Origin of the sequence: Sphingomonas sp. Leaf10 (assembly GCF_001421245.1) — a bacterium.
GTDB lineage: Bacteria > Pseudomonadota > Alphaproteobacteria > Sphingomonadales > Sphingomonadaceae > Sphingomonas.
Genome location: NZ_LMKE01000020.1, coordinates 1 through 4,241, shown reverse-complemented (window position 1 = coordinate 4,241; position 4,241 = coordinate 1). Strand labels below are relative to the sequence as shown.

At 66.7% G+C, this 4,241-nt stretch carries 4 protein-coding genes; 1 reads left to right on the top strand and 3 read right to left on the bottom strand.

Annotation, left to right across the window (positions count from 1 at the left end):
- Positions 1–191 precede the first annotated feature (191 nt).
- The 3 genes from ASE59_RS13315 to ASE59_RS13305 are packed head-to-tail and all read right to left on the bottom strand — an operon-like array spanning position 192 to position 3,267.
- A complete protein-coding gene (locus tag ASE59_RS13315; RefSeq protein WP_056457068.1) occupies positions 192–830 on the bottom strand; it encodes a 2-dehydro-3-deoxy-6-phosphogalactonate aldolase in 639 nt (212 codons plus the stop codon).
- On the bottom strand, positions 827–1,696 hold the full coding sequence (locus tag ASE59_RS13310) for a 2-dehydro-3-deoxygalactonokinase (protein WP_056457062.1): 870 nt from the start codon (positions 1,694–1,696) through the stop codon (positions 827–829). The genes ASE59_RS13315 and ASE59_RS13310 overlap by 4 nt, the downstream gene beginning before the upstream one ends.
- Positions 1,687–3,267, bottom strand: a complete 1,581-nt coding sequence (locus tag ASE59_RS13305) for a sodium/sugar symporter (protein WP_056457059.1) — start codon at positions 3,265–3,267, stop codon at positions 1,687–1,689. The genes ASE59_RS13310 and ASE59_RS13305 overlap by 10 nt, the downstream gene beginning before the upstream one ends.
- Before the next feature lie 101 nt (positions 3,268–3,368).
- Between ASE59_RS13305 and ASE59_RS13300 the strand changes: the two genes are divergently transcribed.
- Positions 3,369–4,079, top strand: a complete 711-nt coding sequence (locus tag ASE59_RS13300; protein ID WP_056457053.1) for a FadR/GntR family transcriptional regulator — start codon at positions 3,369–3,371, stop codon at positions 4,077–4,079.
- Positions 4,080–4,241: the final 162 nt, after the last annotated feature.

The window sequence follows — 4,241 nt, the reverse complement described above, 5'->3', positions numbered from 1 at the left end:
CCATATCGATGGTCCCTTCCATTCCATCCTATGGCCTCCCGCACAAAATTCCTGACAGTCCCCGCTCACCTTCCCTCACGGGCCGACCCACTCCCGGCCCAGCTTCAGGTAAACAGTGCCCCGCACTGTTCGGGTCATGCCGGGGGCATGACCGACCCGAAACTCTTGTCAGGGAGGGGAGTTGTTTGTCCTTACTTCTCCAGCGCGTTCCATGCCGCGACGAATGCCCGTGCGCGTTCGCCGACCGTTTCCGCGTCCATGCCCGGCACGTACAGCGCCGACCCCAGGCCGTAACCCGCCGCACCCGCCTTGTGCCAATCGGCCAGCACCGACGGCACGATGCCGCCGACCGGCAGCATCCGCACGTCGCGGGGGAGGACGGCGCGCATCGCCTTCATCACCGCCGGGCTGGCGGCTTCGGCAGGGAAAAGTTTGAGCGCGGCGGCACCGGCTTCCAGCGCGGCAAAGGCTTCGGTGGGGGTCGCGATGCCGGGCATCGCCACCAGCCCCCGTTCCGCTGCCGCCGAAATGACGGCGGTATTGGCGTTGGGCGAGATGATGAGCGTGCCGCCCGCCGCCTCGACGCGTTCGACCTGTTCGACGGTGAGCACGGTGCCCGCGCCGACCGCGGCATAGCCTTCCAGCTTCTTCGACAGGCGGGTGATGCTCTTGTAAGGGTCGGGCGAGTTGAGCGGCACCTCGACGATGGTGAAGCCCGCGTCGATCAGCGCGTCGCCGATCGCTTCCACCTCATGCGGCTGCACCCCGCGCAGGATCGCGACCAGCGGGCAGCGGGCAAAGGCGGCGTCGAAGGCGGACAGATGGCTCATGCGGACAACTTTCGGATATGGGTGATACCGGCGATAAAGGCATCCTCGCAGCCGCTGACAATGGCACGGCCGCCCAGCGTCTCGATCGCGGTGGCATAGAGGGTGGCGAGATCGCCGTCGGCGACGAGGTGCACGTCGCGACCGTCACCGATGCGCGCGGCGACGTCGCTGCCGATCAGGACGCCGCTGGCATAGGAGGCGGCTTGCGCCTCGTCGCGAAGGCCCAGCACATGCGAGGCGCGGATGCCGAACAGGCTGGCGGCGAGGTCGCGTTTCGCGCCTTCGCGCACGCCTTCGCGATACGCGTCGCCCGCCGAGACCGGTGCGGCAAGCTGCGGGGCGAGCACGCCGCCGCCCTTCAGCAGCGCGAACAGCTCGCCGGTCATCGCGGTGGTGAAGCCGGTGACCTTACCGCCGGTGAGTTCGACCCATTTGCAATGGGTGCCGGGCTGGCAGAGCAAGGCGTCCGCCGGCACCTGTCCGGCGAGCGCCGCGCCGAGCAACTGCACCTCCTCGCCGCGCATCACGTCGCCGTGATTGCCATCGGTGAAGGACAGGCCGGGAACGATCGCGGTGCGATCATCGATCCAGCTGAGGTGCGCGGCGATATCGGCGATATCGGCCGGCACCGCAACATAGGGGGCGACGCGCCAGCCGATCGTCGACCCGACCATGCCGGCCATCAGTGCCGGCAGGTCGCCCAGCTCCGCACGGATCGCGGCCAGTTCGGCGGGATAATCGTCGGCGGCCATCGCCAGGACGCCCTTGGGCGACTTGGCGGTCGCGGCGATACGGCCGTCCTCCAGCCGGTACGCGCGGCGGTTGGTGGTGCCCCAGTCGAGGGCGATGAACGGGCTCACCACCATGTCGCGTACAATGCGATCAGGATCAGGATGACGCCGAGGCCGGCGACGTTGAAGCCGGTCGAGGTACCGAACGACACGCCCTGCATGGCGATGCGATTGGCGTCGCCGCGCCCCTTCACCGCCAGCGACAGCACGATGGCAAGGCCGAGGCTGAGCAGGAACACGATCCCCATCCGGTCCATGAACGGAATGCCCGGCGCGAACTCACGGAACAGGTACGACAGCACGACCGAAGCGATTGCCGCGCCGATCGCGCCGGCTTCGGTCGCGCGTTTCCAGAACAGGCCGAGCAGGAAGATGACGGTGATCCCCGGCGTGAAGAAGCCGGAGAATTCCTGAATGAACTGGAACGCCTGATCCGCGCCGCCCAGCAGCGGTTTGGCGGCGACGATCGCGATCAGGATGGCGATGGTGGCGGCGATGCGGCCGATGCGGACCAGTTTGCGCTCCTGCGCCGGGTCCATCGCCCCGCTCTCGCTGGTGCGCTTGGCATAGAGGTCGAGGGTGAAGATCGTCGCGATCGAATTGATCTTCGACGCGGTCGAGGCGATGATCGCCGCGATGAGTGCTGCGAAGACGAGGCCGAGCAGCCCCGATGGCAGCAGCCGCATCATCGTCGGGTATGCTTCGTCGGGCTTGGCAAGATCGGGCGCGAGCAGCACCGCCGCCATCCCCGGCACGACGATCACCAGCGGCATCAGCAGCTTCAGGAACGCCGCGAACACGATGCCCTTCTGCGCTTCGGGCAGCGACTTGGCCGCCAGCGCCCGCTGGATGATATACTGGTTGAACCCCCAATAGCTGAGGTTCGCGATCCACATGCCGCCGATCAGCACCGACAGGCCCGGCAGATCCTTGTAGAAGGGATTGTCGGGTGTCAGGATCATCTGGAATTTTTCGGGCGCGCGGCGGGTCAGTTCGTGGAAACCGCCCATAACGCCGGCATCGCCGCCGATTTCCGACAGCGTCAGGTAGGAAATGGTGAGCCCGCCGAACACCAGCAGCGTGACCTGCACGATATCGGTCAGCGCCACCGCCTTCAGCCCGCCGCGCAACTGATACAGCAGCGCGAACAGGCCGAGGCCGATCAGCGCCACCGTCTGGTCGACGCCCGCGACCTGCGTCACCGCGATCGAGCCGAGCCAGATGATGCTGGTCAGGTTCACGAATACGTACAGCGCCAGCCAGAACACCGCCATCAACGTGCGGATCGACGGGCCGTACCGCTGTTCGAGGAACTGCGGCATCGTGTAGATTTCGTTGCGCAAAAAGATCGGTAGGAAGAACTTGCCGACGATCAGCAGCGTCAGCGCCGCCATCCATTCGTACGACGCGATGGCAAGGCCGATCGCATAGCCCGACCCTGCCATGCCGACGATCTGTTCGGCCGAGATATTGGCCGCGATCAGCGACGCGCCGATCGCCCACCATGGCAGCGACTTGGACGCGAGGAAGTAATCGGAGCTATCCTTCTGATGCCCCCCCTTGTCGCGGCTCACCCATTGCGCGAGGCCGAAAATGCCGATCGCATAGATGACCACGACGATCAGATCGATCGTCGACAGACGCATGGTTTCCTCCCCGGCCCACTGGCTTTATGGAGGCGGACAATTATACGACGAATGCATCGTGTCCAGTGCCAAGCGGTACGGACGAACCGAAAGGAGACGGGATGGCGGCGCGGATGACGGGAATGCCCGGCGGCAATTTGACCCGCGCGACGCTCGACACGCTCGGCCGCGCGATCGTCACCGGCGAATATGACGAGCAACCGTTCCCGACCGAAGCGGAGATCGGCAAGGCGCACGGCATCAGCCGGTCGGTGACGCGCGAGGCGGTAAAGATGCTGACCGCCAAGGGGCTGGTCAGCGCCCGCCCGCGTCAGGGGACCGTGGTCCGCCCGGCGGCGGCGTGGAACCTGTTCGACCCCGATGTGCTGCACTGGCTGCTCGACCGCAAATTCTCGGTCGACCTGCTGCGCCAGTTCAACCAGCTGCGCGTCGCGATCGAGCCGGAGGCCGCGGCGTTGGCGGCGGTTTCGGCCGATGACGCGGATCAGGCGCGGATCGCCGATGGGCTGGCGCGGATGGCGGCGGCGGAACGCGGCGAGGACGATCCGCTCGACGCCGATATCGATTTCCACGTCGCGATCCTGCTGGCGGCGAAGAACCCGTTCTACGCGCAGTTCCGCGAGATGGTTTCGACCGCGCTCAACACCTCGATCCGCTTCACCAACACCATCGTCGGCCGCTCGGCCAGCGTCGAGCAACATGCGGCGGTGGCGGAGGCGATCGCCGCGCGCGATTCCGTAGCGGCGCGGGCGGCGATGCGCGCGCTGATCGGCGACGTGCTCGACCTGATCGACGCGCGGGGGGAGGTTTAGCCTTCTCCCCTCCCTGACCAGGGAGGGGCCGGGGGTGGGTCGGCCGGTTGTGGAGCGCTTGCGGTCCCTCGCGGGCCGACCCACCCCAACCCCTCCCTGTCAGGGGAGTGTTCACCTCGGACTCAACAGGCGTTTTCTGGCGAGGAATATGTCGAGGGTGAT

What these genes read in the sequence shown, in the direction of transcription:
- ASE59_RS13315 (WP_056457068.1), bottom strand. Translation starts at nt 830, where the DNA reads ATGAGCCATCTGTCCGCCTTCGACGCCGCCTTTGCCCGCTGCCCGCTG.
- ASE59_RS13310 (WP_056457062.1), bottom strand. Translation starts at nt 1,696, where the DNA reads ATGGTGGTGAGCCCGTTCATCGCCCTCGACTGGGGCACCACCAACCGC.
- ASE59_RS13305 (WP_056457059.1), bottom strand. Translation starts at nt 3,267, where the DNA reads ATGCGTCTGTCGACGATCGATCTGATCGTCGTGGTCATCTATGCGATC.
- ASE59_RS13300 (WP_056457053.1), top strand. Translation starts at nt 3,369, where the DNA reads ATGGCGGCGCGGATGACGGGAATGCCCGGCGGCAATTTGACCCGCGCG.